Genomic DNA, 19,038 nt, shown 5'->3' on the forward strand with positions numbered 1-19,038 from the left:
AATGTACGACCTTGCTGAAAAAGCTCTGAAAGCAGCCACAAAATATGGTGCAAAAGAAGCTGAAGTTTATATTATGAAAAGCCAGAAGACCTCTGTCAATATCCAGAAAGATATGATAGAGGGTGCTAAGGAAAATATCACAACCGGAATCGGTATTCGTGCCATTATTGATGGTGCTGTGGGATTTTCCAGTACCAACATCATGAGCTATATTGATGAAGCTGCTAAGAATGCAGTGAGTTCCGCAAAAACACAGGATGCTGATCCTGATTGGAAAGAACTTCCTTCCAACCAGAAGTATCCAACGGTTTCAGGTATTCTTGACAAAGAGATTCAGAATATGGAACTCGATGAATGTATTGGCTATACAATGGAAATGATGGAAGCTGCAAGAAAGACACCAGGAATCATAGTCACATCCGGAAGTTTCAGCCGAAGCCACGGAGAAAGACTCATACTCAACACAAACGGTGTTGAAGTTTCAGAAGAAGGCACTGGAATCTCAGGTTTTGTTGATGTAATTACAAATGCAGGTGAAACCTCTACTGCATATGACTTCGCAATATCACGTAAGAATGATCTTGATTTTGCAGCAATCGGAAAGAATGCTGCAGAACTTGCAAAGCAGTCCCAGGACACAATTTCTATTGAGCCTCACAGGACCGAAGTTGTGATCCATCCGTTTGCATTCTCAGATCTTATCGAAAACACATTTATACCATCTATTGATGCTGACAATGTACAGAAAGGACGTTCTAACCTTATTGGCAGAAAAGATGAGATAATAGCAAACGAGAAGCTCTCCATATATGATGACGGACTTCTTGAAGGCGGCATTGACACAGGAATTGCCGATGATGAAGGAGTAGCATCACGCAAAACAACAGTGATAGAGGATGGAGTATTCAGGTCATATCTATATGACACTTATACTGCAGGAAAAGATGGAGTGGAAAGCACAGGTAATGCTGCCCGCAACTCATATCTATCTACACCTTCTGTGGGGTCAAGGAATTTTATTATCGATTTTCCAAGCTGTGACATAATAGCTGACACTGACATTGGTGTCTATGTGAACACAGTTATTGGTGCTCACACCGCTAATGCCATTTCAGGTGATTTTTCCGTAGAAGCACGTAATTCATTCACCATAAAAGATGGAAAACTGGATAAACCAATAAAATCACTTATGATCTCCGGCAATATATTTGATATGTTGAAAAATATCAATGGTGCCGGAACAGATGTTCGCAAGGTTGGTGGAACCATCACCCCATCCATTAGAGTCTCTGACATGAGTGTAGTTGGTTAATTTTCTTTTTTTTAAATGACTACTTCATTACATGCTTGCAGGAACATATTAGTTCTGCAAGCCACTATTTTTTGTTTCATCTTTTTCTGTATATCCCAGTTTAATTGTGCACAACTACGATAATTGTCGAGTAGTTAAGGCATGCGTTGACATCATTTAACCATACAAATGTATAAATATGCACAGTTACAGGAAACAATTATATAGAGATATAAATTATAAGTCAGTTATATAACAATACAGAGAATGAAAAATAAATGGAAAATTAGCATCCATTAAAAAGGGCAAACGAATGGCAACACTTCAGAAAAAAACACATTGCATCATCAGTGCAACTCTCATAGGTCTTATACTTATTATATATCTGAGTTCACATTCCATCATTATTGACAGCTATGATAAACTGGAAGAAGAAGATGCCATTGAGAACGCTATTTGCATCAAAAGCATATTGATACTCGAAAACCATGACCTGGAAAATAAAGCTGCTGACTGGTCAGTATGGGATGAAACATACGACTTTGTCCAGGGAAAAAATAGTGATTATCCTGAAAAATACCTCATGGATGAAACTTTTTACAATCAAAGACATGATTTCATGCTTTTCTATAATGGAACAGAATCATTGGTATATGAAAGATCAATTAAGAACAATAATTCATCCACTTTAAAAGAACTGGAAGAACACCTTCAAAATAATCCTTATCTTCTTGAACATGCCAATTACAGCAGCAGAAAAACCGGTTTTCTTGTATTCAACAAAAAACCTGTGATGATAACATCGCAACCAGTTATGAAAAGTGATTTCAGCGGCCCAATTGCCGGAACTGTGATCATGGGTCGGATAATTGATCCAGAAGAAATAACAAGAATACATGAAACTACAAATCTTATTGTGAAATTACAAAAAATAAAGAACACAGAAATTACAGGAAATGTCTCATTCCTGAATACCAATGATTCAAACAGCACTATATTTACTGTTACAGATGATAGTCGCATATATTCCTATGTAAGTTTCAATGACATATATGGAAACGATGCATTCTCCATTGAAGTTGAAGTGCTTAGGAATATCCATCAACAGGGAGTCAATGCTATCAATTATTTCCTTGTGGTTATTGTGTTAACTGGAATCGTTTTCGGGGCAGGGATTACACTGCTGCTTGATAGGTCACATATTTCCCGCCTGAAGAAACTCCAGAACGAAGTAAGAGAGATCGGTGAAAATGGAGATTTCACTAAAAGAATATCATACGAGGGAAGCGATGAAGTTGCAAGCCTTAGTAGTTCAATAAACAAGATGCTTGAATCACTTGAAATATCACAGAGACTTGTTATCAAAAGAGACGCTACTATTAATGCTATTTTACAGGCCATGCCTGATATGATGTTCCAGGTCAAAAAGGATGGAACGATATGCAACTATAAACTTTCCACTGACAGCTGCATATACGAATCACCTGAAACCGACCTTAATATAACACTTGAGGATGTGCTCCCTGCACACATCGCAGAAATGGAACTTGATATTATTGAAGAAGCACTTCGGACAAACAAAACCCATACTATGCATTACACAATGCCTGTAAAAAGAGAGATGAGAGACTTTGAGGTCAGGTTCGTTGTCATTGCTGATGATGAGGTTCTTGCGGTTGTCAAGGATATTACAGAGATAAAACAGGCGGAAGAGATGCGAAGGAAGGATATCCTCCTTAAAGAAGTGCATCACCGCGTAAAGAACAATCTCCAGATAATATCAAGTATGTTGCGGCTTCAGTCCAGAAAATTCACTGATAAAGAAACCATTGAAGCCTTTCGAAAGAGTCAGAACCGGGCAAAATCAATGGCAATTGCACATGAGAAACTATACCAGTCGCGCGACCTTGAGAACATCGAACTTTCTTCATACATAGAGACTCTGACTAAATATCTTCTAAATACATATGGCTGCGACCCGGAGAATATCAAAATTGATATAAAGATTAAAAACATAACACAGGATATTGATACAGCCATACCTCTTGGGCTTATCATCAATGAGATCGTTTCAAATTCCCTGAAACATGCTTTTAAAGACCATAAGGGGGAAATATTCGTCGAGATAGTTCCGGATGTCGATGGTCAATACATGTTAACAATAAGGGATAACGGAATCGGATTCCCGGAAAATCTGGATTTCATGAACACGGACTCATTGGGAATGCAACTAGTAGTTTCATTAGTGGAACAGATAGAGGGCAGCATCGAGCTTATCAGAGGAAACGGTACGGAATTCAGAATTAAATTCAAACAACTATCCTATAAGAGAAGGGACTACTGATGACTAATGAAAAGATAATGATAGTCGAAGACGAAAAAATAGTAGCTCTGGATATTAAAGATAGTCTGGAACATTTCGGATACTCTGTACCCTGCATGGCAGATAGTGGAGAAGATGCCATCAGCTTTATTGACAAATGCCAACCTGATCTTATTTTAATGGATATAGTTCTTAAAGGGAAGATCGATGGAATTGAAGCTGCAAGGACCATACGCGATAATTATGACATACCTGTAATATACCTGACAGCTTATTCTGACGAAAAGACACTTCAGAGAGCTAAACTTACTGAGCCTTTCGGACATATACTCAAACCCTTTGATGAGAGGGAACTGAGAACTAATATTGAGATCGCTCTCTATAAACGGGAAAAGGAAAAAGAAAAGCAGTTCAATCATGAGAATTGTATCAATTCCCTTCTTGACAACATAGGTGATGCAGTTATATCCACTGATATGAACGGTAACATCAAATACATAAATCCACTTGCAGAAGCTCTCACGGGATATACCAGAAAAGAAGCACTCGGATGCAAGATAAATGAAGTGTTCAGAGTTGTTTATGAAGGTAACAAGGATGCTGAGGATCCAACAAGGAAGGTTTTCAGAGAAGGTGCCTTTTTCGGACTTGAGGAGGATACCATACTCATTTCAAAGGATGACACACGTATACCGCTTGATATCATAGGTTCACCGGTCACCAATAAGAAGAACGAGATAATCGGTGCCGTAATCATCTTTTATGACATAACCGAGAGAAAAGAGATGGAGCGATCTTTCCACTACTATGATATCTCCTACAGTTAAGCTTATTATAATTTAGCCGAAATTCAACCTGCTGTGCCGACCTCTGCGCCTGCAGGTTCTTTTATACCCACAATTACAAGTAAGAGTGAGAACAACAACATTGCAGCACAGATATAGAAAGGCAATTCAAATGAAATATAACCTGCAAGGATACCTCCCATTATAGGGCCTAGTGCCATTCCTGCCGCCTGCGAAGCTGTGATGGAACTTACCTTTGAACTAACTGCTATTCCTGCAAGGTCAACTGCCAGAGCCATTACAGGTGTTTCCACAGCAGCCATGGATATTCCCTGAACAGCGCGTAGAATAATTAGCTGAGTTACGTTTTCCACATAACCAAGACCAATAACGATAGGAATGTTCAGCAATAATCCCATTGCAATGATTTTTTTTCTCCCCACCCTGTCAGAAAGTAAACCCATAGGAGTCTGGAACAGGACCCTTACTATAACATAAGCAGATACCGCTATGCTCAGGGAGATCTCACCGGTCCCGAGTCTTGATTCATACTCAGGGAGGAAGGCAAATATTATCATGATACCTGCCATCATCATGAACATTGCAATGGAAAGAATAGTGAACTGGAAACCTTTTGCAGGCTCCTTTGATGAAGACGAGGATGAGTTTCCGTTCTGTGTTTCGGATACAAAGAATGATATCAGTATAAAACTTGCAAGCCCAAGAAGTGCACATACGTAAAATGCTGTGACATAACCAAAATAACTGGCTATTACACCACCTGCAATTGACCCCGTACCAAACCCAAAACCACGAACTGTAGAATAGATACCTATCGCAGTTCCTCTTGTGCTTTTTGACGAAAGATGAGTAACCATAGCAACAATGGCAGGAACAGTGGCACCCACCGTTATACCCTGGACTATCCTCAGTAATATCATATGATCAAAATTGCTGGTATTTGCATAGATAAAAGATATCAGAGTAAAGCCTGCCATTCCCATTACAACAAAAGGTTTTCTTCTGTTCAGGCTATCGGACAAACGACCCATAAAAGGTTGAGACAGAGCATTGGATAAGCCAAAAACTGTTGCTATGAGTCCGGCTCTGAATACTATGGGAGTTCCTGAAAAGATATTACTGTCCATTCCAACTATATAAAGCGGAAGCAAAAAAGCCAGCATCCCGGTTCCAAGATCCTTGAATAATTTGGACAATGAAAGCACATATAGCGCAGGATCCAGTTTATCATGGGCATGTGAAGAACTTTGGGATGCAACGTCTTTCATATAACACCTGATTGTAGTTTAAAGTATAAAATACCGAATAAGCAATTACTGTTTATCCGGCCAAACTACATGGTGGAATTTCTTGGCTATTGGTGAATGATACTTTGTGGCAAGATAATAGCTTAAAAGTGCCAATATGATGCCTCCTATAAAATCAGTAATCCAGTGAATACCAAGATAGAATATGGTAAACTGAATAGCCAGTGTCATAAGAACGCCAACTACTTTTAGAGCATTATTATCAGTCCTGAAAAGAATGAAAAACATTGCAAGAATAGAAAGAGCTGCATGAAGACTTGGGAAACAATTGTCAAAAGATGGATCCACAGTTCTCAAACCACTAGCTATCAAAGGACTGAGATTATAAAGCAATGGTGTCATACCCGGAAGAGTATAACCTGTGACTTTCACAGGTGTGAATATGTAGAATGGGAAAGCCACCATGTATATAAAAGACAATGCAACGGTATATTCTTTTAAAGTTTCCAACTGGTCTGTCATCAGGAAAAAGATGAATGTGAACGTCAGCAGAAATGAAAAGCCAAATATGTAGATGAAAGAACTTACATATGTAAGTACAGGACTTGTAAATGCCTGGAAGATGCTGACTTTGCTGCCTTCAAGGAGAAATATATCTCTTGCAAGGCCGTAGTCAAGCGAAATACCCATCACGTTTACCAGTTCCCTTATAAGTATTTCCTGTGATTTGATCAGAAGATATACGAAAGAAACGAGTCCTACATATGGCAATAATTCTATGACAAAAGACCGTTTATCCAAACCTTTTGCATTGGAGGAGCTTTTTTCTTTTCTGTAACCGGGAGGAACGATAACATAGTATGCCACTGTATTCATAAACAATACAACAGTAAAAAGTGTCAATGTTATGCGGATATCTGTCATTTTAACATTCTACCCTTTTTTATGCTTATTAATTATATAGATAATAAATAAAACTATTTTATAATGATAGATAAATGTTATGCCTCGTTTAGAGAAAATGAGATATGAGTATTATCAAATAAAAACAGATATTATGACATATTTATTCCTGAATATCTGGAATTACATGCCATAAAGAAAATGGTCAGGAATTACTATTATCATTCTACAACTATGAAACCTACATTTGTCCACGGATGAGTTACAAGTTCATATCTGTATGTGCCTTTGTCTTCAAAAGTATATGTGAAAATGTCATCTTTTCTGAGAGTCGGAGACTGGAAGATCCCACCGCCAACAAGAGTACCTTTTATGATAAATGCCACAGAGTCATTGTTAACCCACATGACAGTATCACCTGGTGAGATGGTCACATGATCTGGGTGGAAAGCATAGTTTTCGATATACACAATGGTTTCGGCATTTACTGTTTCCTGATTAGAGACATTTTCTGCTGGAACATTATTCGTTGAATTATTATCAACACAACCTGAAAATGCCATACTGACAAGTGATATAAATAAAATTAGGAACGCAAGACTTCTAATTCTCATATTTGAGAAGAATTGCTATTACCTAATAACACTTTTGATGAAATAAAAAAAGAAAATGTAGTGAATTGGAATTCAATTCCTTTCACGCTGGACAAGATACATTTCTTCAAGACGGCCTATTGTTTCCACATCTTCTATGGATTTGTCAGACCTCACATTGACAAGTCTTGGGAAACGAAGTGCATAACCTGAATCGTAATTGACGCTTTTCTGTATCTCCTCAAATGCAACCTCAAATATTATCTCAGGTTTTATCTCAACCTCAGTGCCAATTTCAGTGACAATAAGATCGGAAAACAGCTCAGTAAGCTCTGCAAGCTGTTCATCGGAAAAACCGGTTGCTACACGCCCTACAGGCAGAAATCGACCTGTATCAGGGTCATGGCATGCAAGTGCATAAGAACCAAGATAACTGGTACGTCTTCCGTATCCCCACTCTGCTCCGATTACCACAAGATCCAGTGTCTCCATTACCGGCTTTTTCTTGAGCCAGTTCTTACCCCTCTTTCCAGGAGAATAAGGAGACTGGGGATTCTTGATCATGACACCTTCATGACCTGCCTTCAGGGCTTCATTGTATACTTCCATTATCCTGTCAAGGTCATCTGTAATATACTGGGTATCAACCCTTATTTTATCCCCTGACCTAACACAGCCCTCAAGTTTTTCTCTTCTCTGAACAAGGGGAAGATCAAGTAATTCCTCGCCATTCAGATACATTATATCAAAAAGATTTAATATCAGAGGAATTTCACGAGCAGTTGACTGTACATCATACTTTCTTCTGAAACGTTTCAGTATATCCTGAAAAGCTCTTGGCCTGCCATTCTCATCAATTGCAACTGCCTCACCGTCAAGTATGGCTGACTGCGCATCGATGTTTTCCCTTACAGCTTCCACAATATCAGGCAGGGACCCAGTTATGTTCTCAAGCCTGCGGGAGAATAACGTGATATTGTCGCCTTCTTTATGTATCTGTACCCTGGCACCATCGAATTTCCATTCAACCGCAGCGGTTCCCAGATCAGAAAGTGCAACTTCAAAATCAGGAGTAACCTGAGCAAGCATCATGCGGATTGGACGATTAAGTTCAAGTCCTAGAGACTGAACAGCATCCCTGCCGCCTTCTTTTGCAGTTACAGCTACTAGCCCTAGATCATTTGTAAGCATGAAAGCCCTTTCAATTTCTTCAGAAGGCACATCAAAAGCTTTTGAGATCGCATCGCGAACAATTCCTTCACCGACACCGATCCTCAGCTCTTCAACAGCAATACGTGCTATGTAGCCTACTTCCTCTGATGAGGCGGAATTGAAAAGATACTGGAGATTCTTCATCTTAGAGGTCTGAGAACCTTTTCCAGATGTCTTTGACATAGCCTGGAATCTCGCAAAAACCTCAAGAATAGACAGATCAGAGTTTTCTTCCATAAAAGAAGAAAAAGTAGCCTGGCCGCTTGATACTTTTTTCAATGCTTTGACCGCTGTTTTACCGATGTCACCGGTTTCCCTAACCAGCTCCTTGATATCAGTAACTGAAAGTCCTGCTGACTTTGCAAGAGCACTATAGAGAATACCTGCGCCTACACCAATTTCCTCGCTGCTCCATGCAGGGAAAATCTCACCCATCACAAAATGGGTTACTACAGGAAGTTCATCAGGAGTTACCTTTTCAAGTAACTCCGCAACCAGAACAGTCATATCAAGGGAACCTGGGGTTCCTTCAATAACTTTACATGCCCTGGCAAACTCTTTGAAACTTGTCATACTACACCCTTAAAATATGGATGCTTGGACCTTAGTCCCTGTAAATGGATATCATATCACTAAGAATGGCGCTTGCAGTCTCTATTGAACCTGCACCACGTCCTGTAACAGTGATAGGACCTGAAAGGTCGGTCTGGACAGAAGCCACGTTCAGAGAACCACCAACAGCAAGCGGGTGATCTATTGGCACAAGTTTTGGTGCAACATTGATCCTGCTGTCGTTGACCTCTCCTATAAGTTTGATCACATAGCCCTCGTTCTGGGCCAGAAGAAGTGCTTCAGGTGTGATCTTGGTAATTCCCGTAATGGTTACATCCTCATGTGTTGCGTTCATGCCAAACACACAGTTTGCGAGGATGACAAGTTTACATGCAGTGTCAATTCCTTCAACATCATAGGTCGGATCTGTTTCTGCAAACCCAAGTTCCTGAGCCTCTGCAAGCATCTGCTCATAAGAAGCATGTTCCTCCATCATACGGGTGAGGATATAATTACATGTTCCGTTAAAAATTCCTTCAACATTTGTGATGATATTTCCTGCAAGCACATCATTTGCAAGGTTAAGGACTGGCATTGCTCCGCCAACTGTTGCTTCGAACCTGAAACGTGAGCCGCCAGCTTTTGAAGCTTCAATAAGTTCACCATATTTCATTGCAAGTGGACCTTTGTTTGAGGTGACAACGTCCCTTCCGTTCTTAAAGGCCATAAGCATGTTCTGAAGACCAACGCCACCTGTTATTATATTAGTAGGTGTGGTCTCAACTACAAGATCATGGTCGATTGTTTCAATGATTTCAAGACCGGTAAGCTTTTCAGAACCTACGACACCTTCGCTTTGTTTTCTGGCAAGCACTGCACTGAGATCAACACCATTCTCATCAATGGTAGATGTTCTTGAATCTGCAACGGCAACTACCCTGAAATCAAGCCCTATGTTTTCAAGATACTCCTTTTTATCGATAAGTACCCGGGCAACACCCTGACCTACTGCACCAAAACCAATTACTGATACACGAATCGTCCTCATCAGGCCACCCCTATGCTTTTTATTGGTTCAATTACCAGCAGATCCTTCTTTTTTGCTATTTCCTTTAACAGAGCAATAGCTGATTCCATATGCTCCTTGCTAACAGCATCTATCTTTAACGAAGCAGAAGATGCCATATTTATCTTTGGCATTGAAAGATTAAGGTCAACAACTTCTGCGTAGCCTGTCTTGTCAATGGTATCAATGGTGTCCTGTATATCTGTGTGGACTATGTGTCCTATAAGCAGCACTGCCCCATGCTCAAAAAATCTCTTCTCGTCAATCCGTACGATACCAATGCCACTTTCTTCGAGGCTTGAAACAATATCATTAAGCTTATCCGGTTTTATCTCAAAGACCAATTGAACCGGAATAGTTCCACGGGGAGTTCTTTTTTCATGGTGGTGAACCACCGAAATTAAATTACCTTTAAGCTCGGAAACCGGTCTCAAAGCCTGAAGCAACTGCCCGGGAATATCTTTTAACTCAATATCCATGGAAACTCGCATGTATACCCTCATAATATCATAAATACATAAATAGAACTATTTCTGAATGCTTACATCCATACTCGTTAAATACAGTTATACGTTTTGGTTTGGCTTTTGATCATGTGTTATTATCATGATCGTTATTTGATGGATCGGTCACTTCTTCCCCGGAATTAGTATCATCTGCTTGACCCGGCTCTTCAAGAATAATAATGTTTCCTCGCCCTTTTTTGAATTTGCGCACAATTCCTCTGCTTTCAAGGTCCGAGATCATTAAACTCACCTTGGCTTCCGAGTGTTTTACTTTGGTACGAAGATCTTTCTGTGTAATTCTGCCATCGTTCTTTACAATAATGGAAACCACTTCGCGCAGATCATCTGGCAGATCGTCCAGACCATCTATTGACTTTTCAGGCACATATTCATCTGACAGATAATCAGATGAAGGATTTTCTGATATGGAAACATCTTTCTTTTGTTTTAGTAGAATAGTTCCTGCAATAATAAGGATTAGAAGAACAACAATAATCACCACTGAACTGCCTGACAGAGAAGATGAGGAACCTCCTTTATCAGATTCTGAAAAGTTGGCTATATCGCTAAGTTCTGCAAAATCGCTTTCATTAAGCAATGGATCATTGTAATAGATAGGATACAGGATAAGATCCAGCACATAGTCGCCATCATCGGTAATTGTGACCTTTTCTTCAGTATATGCTGCCAGTTCATTTCCACTGTAATAACTGGCAGATATAAGGTAAGTTCCGGGGTCAAGATTAAAGGAATAAATGCCGTAATTTGCAAGCATTGACTGGGAAGGTGTTGAATTTACCTCCACAATGACATGTTCAAGAGGATCAAATGAATCCCACTCATATACAGCACCATGTATTGTTGCTTCCTGGGCTGATGCCGTAAGACAAAGAGATGCAAATAAAATAACACTCAAGCTAAGCAGGATTATCTTTTTGTTCAACACAGGATGTATATTTACATAGTACACCCATATAATAGTTACTTCTAATGCCAATCTGAAGTATCGTAAAGTTTAATCAAGTAAAATAAACTGTTTTAAGCCTTTATTCACCATTGAAGCATTCATAAAGTTTCCGTGAAGTAAAGTATGCTTATATCCCACTCAGCCAATGGGGGAATTGCAAGTGCAGGTTGAAAACAACTATACTACCAAGATAGGACAATGTCAACCGCAAAATACCACCATGACAATGTCAGGCTTGCACTTGCAATGGTCAAAATAAAAGAAATAAATTAGAAACAGAGGGAGAGTAAATGAACACTAGAAAACTTTCACTGATTGCTGCAGCACTTATGCTGTTCAGCTTGTTTGCAGTATCTGCTATGGCAGCATATGGAGATCATGGACAGAATGGAAATGGGGACGGAACCTGTCTATATGATGGAGATTGTCCAAATGATGGCATCTGCGATAACTTTGTAGATGAAGACGGAGATGGAGTCTGTGACAACTGTCCAAACGGCGGAATCTGTGATGGAACAGGCCCTCATGGGGTAGGAAATAGTCAGGGAGAAGGTAAGGGAGATATGGATCGCTCTAGAGATGGTTCATGCAATGACTAAAGCGTGATATAAATAAAAAACGAAAGTAAAACGAAAGTAGAAAGGGAGAAATAAATGGGATAATCCTTCACCGGGATCTATCCCATTTATACATTACATTTTACAGACCTTTATATACCAAAAAACTAAATTCATATTCACAAGATGTCATAAAATTTATTAAAGAGAACTGGAGGGAACTCTTATAATGAGCAAAACAAAAAATGGAATGCGAATAATTACGATCTTTGCAGTACTTATGATGCTGATAAGTGTTATGCCAATTAGTGCAATGGCAGTATCTGATAACGCTGCATCCAATAATGCCAATGGACAATCAAATAAAATGTACTCAGTAAATGGTGCCAGTGCTAAAGCCACTGACGATGACAGTAATGATGACTCTGCTGATACTTCCAAACTTTATGACAGGGAACGCATCAGAGATCAGGAAATGATCAATGCAACTGAGAACGCAACCAGAACAAGAGCAGAGATCGCAAAAATGAACTCAGGTAATGCTGCAGGTAATTATCAGGCAGCAAAGAGTAATTTTGCCAATATAAAGTCTCAGAATCCTAACCTTAATACTGAAGAGGCCATCAACGCCACAAAAGAGTACCTCATCAGTTCTATTGACTATATGCTTACTTTCCTCGATGAGGAAGAAGATGCAGACTATATAGCCAAGCTTGAAGAAGAAAGACAAAAAGTAGAGGATGCAAGCACCAGACAGGAACTTGCAGATTCTGCAAAGAACATCAGGACTATCTGGAATGATGTACGCAAGGACCGTGTAGTATCAAATGGAAAGGTCATTGATAACAAAGTAGGAGCAGTCATTCAGACATCTAAGAACATGGCAAATCGTCTTGAAAATGAGATTGTCAGAATGGAGCAGAATGGCCAGGACGTGACAGGTCTTCAAAATATGCTTGGAGAATATAATCAACTTATAGCTTCAGCTGAAAAGAATAGGGAACATGCAAGGAACTCTTATATGTACGGTGAAGGCACCGATGCAGAGAATATCAGAGAAGCAAACCAGTATTTCACAGAAGCAGGTAAAGACATAACAGAAGCAAATGCACTCCTGCGTAATATGTTCGGTGTGATCAAGCAGCAGAGGGAAGGTCTGATCACACTGAGCGGAACAGGAAATCTTACCGCTAATGGAAACGGAACCGTTGTACTTTCAGGCAACATTACGATCGATGCCACTGCAGAAGATGTCAATATCATCATCAAAGATCTTGCAGATGATGCTACGATCAACACAGATGGTGCAACATATAATGAGTCCAATATCGATGCAGGTAACAGCACTGACAACAACCGGGCATTTGTATTCATCGGACTTTCCGGTAATGTACACATTGAAGGAAGCCGCCTTACAGTCATGATAAAAGGAACAGGAATTAACCTTGAGGCTGAAGGTACAGGTTCAGTAGTACTGGCAGGCGAGGGAACATACATCGCAGATGGAACCAACGGTCAGTGGGCAAACAGAATCTCAGATGATAACGATGTTGAAGATAATTCCGAAAATCCTGACGACAATATCGAAGCAGAAACTGAGAACGGACAGGAAGATGGAGTTAATGACTCAATTGCTGATAATGAAGATTCTGGCAATGGTGTAGAAGATAATGATTCAGCTGAAACCGAACCTGCAGAAAATGAACAGGACAGCGAAAATAACAGCACCGATGAAAATGGGGCAGAAAACTGAATGATACGGAGTTTAGAAGATAGGTGGTTATAAATGGTAAAAGCTGGAAACGTTATTATCATTGCTGTGGTGCTCTTCAGTCTTATCATCTCAGGATGCGCCGATAAAGAAAGTACTACTCAGGAACAAAGTAATCCAAGTGACAGTATTTCTCAAAATGTCAGTGTTGCCGATGAGTTGCTCAGTTCGGAAATGGTAGGTATAACTGATACAGAAATGCAGGATCTGGAAGCAGACCTTGCCGAACTTGAAGCAATGCTCAATGAGACGAAACTTGAAGAAGATATTGTTATTGAAGATATATGAGATGGAACATCGAAATGTTCCACCATTCTTTTTTAATTCATATAGATCAAAGTTTTTGTATAGATACGTGTTTTTTCTTTTTTGTTACAATAAGAATGGATTTTCTTATTTGTTCATTACATTGAAATGTTGAATTTCTCCTGAAAAGATCCTATTCAAAAAAAGATTGTTGCGCATATGTGGGATATATTACTGACAGCAAACAACTGTTATGACTTTGACCAACTGTCTTTTTCTGATGCCTAAAATATTCAAATGTACATATTTAACCATGAAATCTTTTTATAATAAAACTAATATACACATATTAGCATAAATTAAACACAGGAACTGTTATAAAACCTATCTGTTCAAAATATGCAGAATTAACAACAATTCCTAGAATTCTATAGAATTTACCACTAACAAGGTGACAATATTATGTTTGGTACAAATAAAGTGATTAAAGACATTCCTGATGTACTATCTTCTATAAAAAAAGGAAACAATGAAGCTAGAATATCTTTGCAAGGAAGTGATGCGGATAGAGCTGCTGCAGAGGAACTTAATGCATTCCTTGACGAAGCTATCCAGTGGAAAATTGCGGCAAATGAACAAGAACAAATTAGAAGAGAAATGCAAGAGGTCCTGGCTAAAGCACTTGAAGGAGAGCTTGGTGCACGCATAGGAACTGCAAAATCCTGTACTGATGCACAGGATATTACAGGATGTTTTAACAGTCTGATGGATGCTGTTATAGAACCCCTCCTTGCCGCATCCAAATATGTAAAAAGAATATCAATGGGTGACATTCCACCTCGCATTGAAAGGGAGTATAAAGGCACCTTCAATGAATTCAAGAACAATCTGAATCTCTGCGTGGATGCCATCAATGCTCTGATAGAGGATTCTGAGAAACTTGCCCAGGCAGGCATTGAAGGCATTATGGACCTGCGTGCAGATGCCTCCAGACATGAAGGAGACTTCAAAAGAATCATAGAATCACAGAACACACTTCTGGATTCAATAGAAGAACCTCTTAATGAAGGAACAGATGTACTTCTTAAACTTGCAGTTAATGACTTTGAAACTGAAGCCATAGGACAATACAACGGAGTGTTTAAAGATAATATATATGCCGTAAATGAAGTACACAGCAGACTTCTCAACATCCAGCGTACTTTTGAATATATGGTTGCAGGAGACTTCAGCGACCTTGTAAAATACAGATCTGTTGGTAAACGCTCAGAGAATGACAAGCTTCTCCCTTACACCATTGCAATGATGGAAAATGTAAAGGGAATGACAGATGAGTTCATTGAGCTTGGGCATGCTGCTGAAAATGGAAATCTTAAATATAGAGCAAATGCCGATAATTTCAGAGGATTGTTCAATGAAGCCATTACTACTGTTAACCACGCATTTGATTCTGTAATTGATCCGCTGAACATGACAGCAGACTATGTTGAACAGATATCAAAGGGTGAAATACCTGAAAGGATCACTGAAGAATACCTGGGTGATTTCAATCACATCAAGGATAACATCAACGAATGTATCGATGGTCTTGGAGGACTTGTAGAGAGCAATGAGATCCTGCAGTTGATGGTTGATAATGACCACACACGAAAAGTAGAAGGTGATTATCAGGGAATCTATGCTGAAGTTGCTGCCGCCACCAATGGTGTCAGAGAACGCATATTAACTGTAATGGGTGTTAACAAGAAGATAGCTCTTGGAGATCTCAGTGACCTTGAAGGACTCAAACAAGTCGGCAAGCGTTCCGAAAATGATGATCTCATTCCGTGTTACATTGCAATGATGAGCAATATTGAAAACCTGGGTCTTGAGTTTGTCAAACTTGGAAATGCAGCAAAGAATGGTGACCTTGAATACCGGTCTGATTCATCACAGTTCAACGGTGCATATAAAGATGCGATAGATTCTGTGAATGATGCAATAGATGCTCTTGTCACACCAATGAACGAAGCCATACGTTTAGTTAATGAATACAGCAAAGGTCTTCTTGGTGCAAGGTTTGAGCTGGAGGCAAATGGCGACTTCGAGGATTTTGCCAATGCTCTTAATATATTTGGTGATAAGCTTCAGGGACTTATAGAAGAGTCAAGTGAGGTGCTTGCTGCAATTTCAAATAATGATCTATCAAAACCACTGAGTCTTGTTGGTGATGGCGATGTTAAGAAACTGACAGACGGTATTGAAAACGCCAGAAGATCATTGAACGAAGTTGTATCCCTTGTACACAATAGTTCCATAAATGTAGCTTCTACTGCCGAGGAGATGTCAGCATCTGTAGAGGAAATAACATCCTCAGCATATCAGATAGAAGATACTGTTTCTGAAATCGCAAAGGGTGCCCAGAGTCAGGCTTCAAAAACAGAAGAAGTCTCAAGGGCTATGATCGATATGACAATGACAGTTCAGGAAGTGGCATCTAATTCAGGTAAGGCAGCAGAGAGTGCCAAAGGCTCAAACGAACTGATGGAGAACCTCAGGACTACAACAAAGGACCTGCTGCACAAAATGGAGAATATAAAACACAGTTCAGGCGAGTCATCCGATGTGATTATGGAATTGGCAGGAAAATCCAAACAGATAGGAGAAATTGTCAACCTTATTACTAACATTGCTGACCAGACCAACCTGCTTGCTTTGAATGCTGCAATTGAAGCAGCACGTGCAGGTGAGCATGGAAGAGGATTTGCCGTAGTAGCCGACGAGGTACGCAAACTTGCTGAAGACTCAGGAAACGCAGCAAAGCAGATTGCTACACTCATTACTGAAATACAGGAAGGAACCAACAATGCTGTCATTTCAATACAGCAGGGTTCTGAAGAGGTAACAAACGGGGCAGAAGCACTGAACACTGTTGCAATTGATATTGAACAGGTAGTTGAGTCCGGTGGAATAATCGCTAATATGGTACAGGATATTGCTGCTGCTGCACAGGAACAATCAGCTTCTATTGAAGAAATAACCTCATCTATAGAAGAGGTCAGTGCAATATCAGAGGAATCTGCAGCCAGCACACAGGAAGCTTCAGCATCTGTCCAGGAACAGAACTCTACTATGCAGGAACTTGCAAGATCTGCAGATGAGCTTTCATGCCTCTCCCACGACATGAAATCAGTAGTTGACAAATTCATCCTTGATGTTAATTTGCGTGTCAGCGGTGCAAGTGCTGCAAGCATTGCCTGTGCAAGTGACAATAGAGATGATGATGCGATTGTAGACCGTGATGAGAAGCCAGCGCTGGTCTGAAATTTCATGGATATTTGCCGGAAACGGCAAATTTCAATTTCATTTTCTTTTTCTTAAAATCTGATCAAATCTAACAAAGAAGTCTTTTGATTCTGTTTTATTGCTTTTTACATGATTAATTCATAGGAAAAAGACTCCGGATGTTGAGTTACTTTTTTATAGAAGAACAAACAACAATTTTGCACTTAGAAATGACATCATATCTAAGAGGAAGATTATGGGAAATATGCTAAAAACCACTTTATTACTGGCATCTCTTACCGGTTTACTGGTTATTGTAGGTCAGTTGCTCGGTGGAACGTCAGGAATGATTATCGCATTCATATTTGCAATCATTTTGAACTTTGGAAGCTACTGGTACAGTGATAAGATTGTCCTGAAAATGTATCGTGCTCAGGAAGTCACTTCAGTCGAAGCTCCACAATTATATGGAATTGTACAAAAACTTGCCATGCGTGCAAATCTGCCAATGCCAAAGGTCTATATTGTAAATACTGCAATGCCAAATGCATTCGCAACAGGCAGAGACCCTCAGCATGCAGCAGTAGCTGCAACCACAGGAATACTTGACCTGTTAAACGCAGAGGAACTTGAAGGAGTTCTGGCACACGAACTTTCACACGTAAAACACAGAGACACACTCATTAGTGCCATTGCAGCAACCATTGCCGGTGTCATTACAATGATAGCAACCTGGGTCAAGTGGGCGGCAATATTTGGCGGTTTTGGTGGTAGGGACAGCGAAGGCGGTGGAAATATAATTGGATTCCTTGCGCTTGCTATCGTAGCACCAATTGCAGCAACGATCATCCAGCTTGCAATCTCAAGATCAAGGGAATTCGCAGCCGATGAAGAAGGAGCACGTATTTCACAGAAACCATGGGCTCTTGCCAGTGCCCTTGAGAAACTGGAATATGGAAGCAACAACTACCGTCCAAGAAGAGGCGATGTGCAAGCATCTGAGACCACTGCACACATGTTCATCGTAAACCCTCTGAAAGGTCACTCTCTGATGAACCTGTTCAGGACACATCCTGCTACAGAAGAACGTATCAGGCGTCTGCGTGCAATGTAAGATCAAAGTCAAAATAAGTCAAATATCAGAAATTAAAGAGGCTTGTCTGCCCCTGTTCAACAAGGTGGATAACCTCTATACCTTTTTCTTCAAGTTTGTTTGAAAGATAATGTCTGTGACAACCTTTCGGACTTTTTTCAGCACACATCAAAACTATCCTGCCGTTCTCAGAGTCCACCTTGCTGATAAGCGATATCAGTTTCTTCAGGCTACTCTGGAATGACTCCGTATCCATATACTCCACATAAGTAGAATCACGCATTCCTCCGACACCTTCACAATGGTAATAAAGAATACTGTTCTTTGGAAGGATATCTTCCAGTGATTCCCTGTCATATTCCTTGAAAGTTGATTGCGGATACCTTCTTATATCAACCAGATGCGTGATCTTATTCTTTGCCAGCATGAAGATAAACTCATCAAGCTGCCGATTTCCGTATCCTATGGTATAGCACTTCATTCTTCGCACCATCAAGTGTAATAGACAATCATATGTTGATATCTAAATGTTCATCCTGAGATTTTGCGGCATATGATAAAAAGAAAGCGGAAGAGATGACAATATTAAGAGGGGCTTTACTGACATAAAGAAAGTATTTAACAAAAAAGTGTCCACTTAT

At 39.8% G+C, this 19,038-nt stretch carries 16 protein-coding genes; 8 read left to right on the forward strand and 8 right to left on the reverse strand.

What is annotated here, in order from left to right; all coding sequences use genetic code 11:
• Nucleotide 1: 1 nt before the first annotated feature.
• The 3 genes from BLP52_RS00845 to BLP52_RS00855 all read left to right on the forward strand — a co-directional run bounded on the left by BLP52_RS00845 (nucleotide 2) and on the right by BLP52_RS00855 (nucleotide 4,441).
• A complete protein-coding gene (locus BLP52_RS00845; protein ID WP_091707859.1) occupies nucleotides 2-1,312 on the forward strand; it encodes a TldD/PmbA family protein in 1,311 nt (436 codons plus the stop codon).
• A 292-nt stretch (nucleotides 1,313-1,604) separates the two neighbouring features.
• Nucleotides 1,605-3,635, forward strand: a complete 2,031-nt coding sequence (locus BLP52_RS00850) for a CHASE4 domain-containing protein (protein ID WP_091707861.1) — start codon at nucleotides 1,605-1,607, stop codon at nucleotides 3,633-3,635.
• Nucleotides 3,635-4,441, forward strand: coding sequence for a response regulator (locus tag BLP52_RS00855; RefSeq protein WP_091707863.1), 807 nt, complete (start codon nucleotides 3,635-3,637; stop codon nucleotides 4,439-4,441). The genes BLP52_RS00850 and BLP52_RS00855 overlap by 1 nt, the downstream gene beginning before the upstream one ends.
• 23 nt (nucleotides 4,442-4,464) lie before the next feature.
• Here BLP52_RS00855 and BLP52_RS00860 read toward each other — a convergent pair whose 3' ends face one another.
• The 7 genes from BLP52_RS00860 to BLP52_RS00890 form a co-directional block, all read right to left on the reverse strand.
• Nucleotides 4,465-5,688: an MFS transporter gene (locus BLP52_RS00860; RefSeq protein WP_091707865.1), complete on the reverse strand. Its 1,224-nt coding sequence runs from the start codon at nucleotides 5,686-5,688 to the stop codon at nucleotides 4,465-4,467.
• A 45-nt stretch (nucleotides 5,689-5,733) separates the two neighbouring features.
• Nucleotides 5,734-6,591 (reverse strand): phosphatase PAP2 family protein, encoded by an 858-nt coding sequence (locus tag BLP52_RS00865; RefSeq protein ID WP_091707866.1) that lies wholly within the window; start codon nucleotides 6,589-6,591, stop codon nucleotides 5,734-5,736.
• A gap of 200 nt (nucleotides 6,592-6,791) precedes the next feature.
• Nucleotides 6,792-7,184, reverse strand: a complete 393-nt coding sequence (locus BLP52_RS00870; protein WP_154717758.1) for a cupredoxin domain-containing protein — start codon at nucleotides 7,182-7,184, stop codon at nucleotides 6,792-6,794.
• A gap of 72 nt (nucleotides 7,185-7,256) precedes the next feature.
• Nucleotides 7,257-8,948: an ATP-dependent DNA ligase gene (locus BLP52_RS00875; protein WP_091707870.1), complete on the reverse strand. Its 1,692-nt coding sequence runs from the start codon at nucleotides 8,946-8,948 to the stop codon at nucleotides 7,257-7,259.
• 31 nt (nucleotides 8,949-8,979) lie between these two features.
• Nucleotides 8,980-9,975, reverse strand: coding sequence for a homoserine dehydrogenase (locus BLP52_RS00880; protein WP_091707872.1), 996 nt, complete (start codon nucleotides 9,973-9,975; stop codon nucleotides 8,980-8,982).
• A complete protein-coding gene (locus BLP52_RS00885; protein ID WP_091707874.1) occupies nucleotides 9,975-10,484 on the reverse strand; it encodes an amino acid-binding protein in 510 nt (169 codons plus the stop codon). The genes BLP52_RS00880 and BLP52_RS00885 overlap by 1 nt, the downstream gene beginning before the upstream one ends.
• Before the next feature lie 100 nt (nucleotides 10,485-10,584).
• Nucleotides 10,585-11,496, reverse strand: a complete 912-nt coding sequence (locus BLP52_RS00890) for a helix-turn-helix transcriptional regulator (RefSeq protein WP_162272914.1) — start codon at nucleotides 11,494-11,496, stop codon at nucleotides 10,585-10,587.
• A gap of 260 nt (nucleotides 11,497-11,756) precedes the next feature.
• On the opposite strand from BLP52_RS00890, the gene BLP52_RS00895 reads away from it, so the two are divergent.
• The 5 genes from BLP52_RS00895 (at nucleotide 11,757) to htpX (ending at nucleotide 18,418) form a co-directional block, all read left to right on the forward strand.
• On the forward strand, nucleotides 11,757-12,065 hold the full coding sequence (locus BLP52_RS00895) for a hypothetical protein (RefSeq protein WP_091707877.1): 309 nt from the start codon (nucleotides 11,757-11,759) through the stop codon (nucleotides 12,063-12,065).
• A gap of 187 nt (nucleotides 12,066-12,252) precedes the next feature.
• Nucleotides 12,253-13,776, forward strand: a complete 1,524-nt coding sequence (locus BLP52_RS00900) for a hypothetical protein (protein WP_091707879.1) — start codon at nucleotides 12,253-12,255, stop codon at nucleotides 13,774-13,776.
• Between the two features lie 33 nt (nucleotides 13,777-13,809).
• Nucleotides 13,810-14,082: a hypothetical protein gene (locus tag BLP52_RS00905; RefSeq protein ID WP_091707880.1), complete on the forward strand. Its 273-nt coding sequence runs from the start codon at nucleotides 13,810-13,812 to the stop codon at nucleotides 14,080-14,082.
• Between the two features lie 420 nt (nucleotides 14,083-14,502).
• On the forward strand, nucleotides 14,503-17,343 hold the full coding sequence (locus BLP52_RS00910) for a methyl-accepting chemotaxis protein (protein WP_091707882.1): 2,841 nt from the start codon (nucleotides 14,503-14,505) through the stop codon (nucleotides 17,341-17,343).
• A 217-nt stretch (nucleotides 17,344-17,560) separates the two neighbouring features.
• Complete coding sequence (gene htpX, locus BLP52_RS00915) at nucleotides 17,561-18,418, forward strand: zinc metalloprotease HtpX (protein WP_091707884.1); 858 nt, start codon at nucleotides 17,561-17,563, stop codon at nucleotides 18,416-18,418.
• 25 nt (nucleotides 18,419-18,443) lie between these two features.
• Here the strand turns inward: htpX and BLP52_RS00920 are convergent, their stop codons facing one another.
• Entirely contained in the window at nucleotides 18,444-18,878 is a 435-nt protein-coding gene (locus tag BLP52_RS00920) for a DUF488 domain-containing protein (protein WP_091707886.1), read from the reverse strand.
• Nucleotides 18,879-19,038: the final 160 nt, after the last annotated feature.

This window comes from Methanolobus vulcani (genome assembly GCF_900100715.1).
GTDB lineage: Archaea > Halobacteriota > Methanosarcinia > Methanosarcinales > Methanosarcinaceae > Methanolobus > Methanolobus vulcani.

Coding starts and splice junctions, on each gene's coding strand:
- BLP52_RS00880 (WP_091707872.1), bottom strand. CDS start 9,975: ATGAGGACGATTCGTGTATCAGTAATTGGTTTTGGTGCAGTAGGTCAG.
- BLP52_RS00875 (WP_091707870.1), bottom strand. CDS start 8,948: ATGACAAGTTTCAAAGAGTTTGCCAGGGCATGTAAAGTTATTGAAGGA.
- BLP52_RS00865 (WP_091707866.1), bottom strand. CDS start 6,591: ATGACAGATATCCGCATAACATTGACACTTTTTACTGTTGTATTGTTT.
- BLP52_RS00895 (WP_091707877.1), top strand. CDS start 11,757: ATGAACACTAGAAAACTTTCACTGATTGCTGCAGCACTTATGCTGTTC.
- BLP52_RS00885 (WP_091707874.1), bottom strand. CDS start 10,484: ATGCGAGTTTCCATGGATATTGAGTTAAAAGATATTCCCGGGCAGTTG.
- BLP52_RS00860 (WP_091707865.1), bottom strand. CDS start 5,688: ATGAAAGACGTTGCATCCCAAAGTTCTTCACATGCCCATGATAAACTG.
- BLP52_RS00850 (WP_091707861.1), top strand. CDS start 1,605: ATGGCAACACTTCAGAAAAAAACACATTGCATCATCAGTGCAACTCTC.
- BLP52_RS00910 (WP_091707882.1), top strand. CDS start 14,503: ATGTTTGGTACAAATAAAGTGATTAAAGACATTCCTGATGTACTATCT.
- BLP52_RS00900 (WP_091707879.1), top strand. CDS start 12,253: ATGAGCAAAACAAAAAATGGAATGCGAATAATTACGATCTTTGCAGTA.
- BLP52_RS00905 (WP_091707880.1), top strand. CDS start 13,810: ATGGTAAAAGCTGGAAACGTTATTATCATTGCTGTGGTGCTCTTCAGT.
- BLP52_RS00870 (WP_154717758.1), bottom strand. CDS start 7,184: ATGAGAATTAGAAGTCTTGCGTTCCTAATTTTATTTATATCACTTGTC.
- BLP52_RS00920 (WP_091707886.1), bottom strand. CDS start 18,878: ATGAAGTGCTATACCATAGGATACGGAAATCGGCAGCTTGATGAGTTT.
- BLP52_RS00855 (WP_091707863.1), top strand. CDS start 3,635: ATGACTAATGAAAAGATAATGATAGTCGAAGACGAAAAAATAGTAGCT.
- htpX (WP_091707884.1), top strand. CDS start 17,561: ATGGGAAATATGCTAAAAACCACTTTATTACTGGCATCTCTTACCGGT.
- BLP52_RS00845 (WP_091707859.1), top strand. CDS start 2: ATGTACGACCTTGCTGAAAAAGCTCTGAAAGCAGCCACAAAATATGGT.